Origin of the sequence: Stenotrophomonas sp. SrG, assembly GCF_050031795.1 — a bacterium.
Classification (GTDB): domain Bacteria; phylum Pseudomonadota; class Gammaproteobacteria; order Xanthomonadales; family Xanthomonadaceae; genus Stenotrophomonas; species Stenotrophomonas rhizophila_A.
In genome coordinates this window covers 1-236 of the sequence record NZ_JBNBBE010001271.1, presented here as the reverse complement: position 1 = coordinate 236, position 236 = coordinate 1, and the positions used below count along the sequence as shown (strand labels likewise).

Sequence of the window (236 nt, the reverse complement as noted above, 5' to 3'; positions counted from 1 at the left end):
TGCGACGCCTCCAGCCGCTTCGGTTCACGGAACCCCGGGCAGATCGCCACGCAGGTGCGCTCGCTCGCCCCGGTACAGGGCCCGGTCCTGCAGGCCTTCCAGGTGGCCGCGCGCGACCGCCTGCAGGATGCGATCTACCAGTCCCTTCAGCGACTGCAGCAGCAGCTTCAGAGCGGGGCCAGGGCGCCCGGCCGCGATGGCCGGTTGTCGGTGTTCATCGTAGGGCGGTACACCGC

The 236-nt window shown here is 71.2% G+C and carries 1 protein-coding gene; it reads left to right on the top strand.

Annotated features, from left to right (window positions below; translation table 11 throughout):
* The coding region (locus tag ACQG3P_RS23505) for a hypothetical protein (RefSeq protein ID WP_426806391.1) at nt 1-236 on the top strand (236 nt) is incomplete at both ends.